The 1250-nt window shown below is 41.9% G+C and carries 1 protein-coding gene; it reads right to left on the bottom strand.

Annotated elements, in window-relative coordinates; translation table 11 throughout:
* Nucleotides 1-53: 53 nt before the first annotated feature.
* Nucleotides 54-1250 (bottom strand): ABC1 kinase family protein (locus CK510_RS30575; protein ID WP_095725145.1); only part of this gene is annotated, 1197 nt, incomplete at its 5' end.

Raw genomic sequence — 1250 nt, 5'->3', positions numbered from 1 at the left:
GAACCAATTTACAGAAAAAGCGTGGGAAGCGATCGCGCACACTCCTGATATCGTCAAACAATATAACCAGCAGCAAACAAAATATTACTAAGTAGAGATAACTCTGGGGTTGTTGGATTACTAGAAATAATTGCTGCTCCCATTATCAGGGAACCTACGAGGATACTAAATGAAAGTCGATTAGCTGCATCGTCTGTTGTGCGGCGAAAACTATCTAAACCCCGGATAGAAATGTTCCACTGGAGTGTTTCCGATGTCACCTTATCTAATAATAATTCAACCTGGCGAGGGGATTGTAAAGACAGACTTTTCAGGTCTAAAGCAGTACGTAGTAAAGAGCGTACAGGACTATCACCTAACAGTTGACGACGGAATAAATCAGTTAATAAAGGCTTAATTTCGTCAAGAAAGTTGAGTTCAGGATTAAAACCACGGGCAACACCTTCGAGGTTAGCAATAGTTTTAGCATACAAACCCATATTACTAGGTAAACGAATCTTATTATTGCGAGCAACTTGGAGAAGTTCGTAAATAATTTGGGAAAAATTGATTTGCGTCAAACTGAGATTGTGATATTTCCGCAACATGCGATCGTAATCACTTTCCAAACGTGCCATAATTACAGGCTGGTTAGAATCAGCAAGTTGGAGAGTTAATTGGGCACAACGTTGCGCGTCCAAATCGACTATTGCCAGCAACATCTCAGTTAAAACTTGCTGAGTGCGGGGATCGAGTCTTCCCACCATCCCACAATCTAAAATAGCAACGCGACCATCTTGAAGATAAAATAAATTACCTGGGTGTGGGTCAGCGTGGAAAAAACCATCTATGTATATTTGTTGGAAAAAAGCGCGGAAAAGTAACGTTGTAATGGCTTTCCGTTCCTCTGCGGGGTCTTTGCCATCCTTGCTAATGCTATTATCGCCAATAATGGGAGCCTCCAGAATGGGTACACCATCAAGCCATTCCATCACCATTAATTTTGGTGTCGTTAAATCCCAATAAATTGCTGCGATCGCAATTTGTTGAGGATCGAACCATTTGCTTTTGGATAAATTGCGTCGCAGTTCGTCGGTAAAGCCAGCTTCACGGGTAAAGTCCAATTCTGCTTCTAAAGCCCGGCAAAATTCCTCTGCAATCGACTTAATTTCATAATTTTGTCCAAACTCAGTCCGGGTAACTAAATCGGCTATACCTTGAATTAAAGCGATATCCTGGGCAACGGTGACATCAATACCAGGACGCTGCAC

The organism is Brunnivagina elsteri CCALA 953 (genome assembly GCF_002289455.1).
Taxonomy (GTDB): domain Bacteria; phylum Cyanobacteriota; class Cyanobacteriia; order Cyanobacteriales; family Nostocaceae; genus Brunnivagina; species Brunnivagina elsteri.
This window is presented reverse-complemented; position numbering and strand designations above follow the sequence as displayed.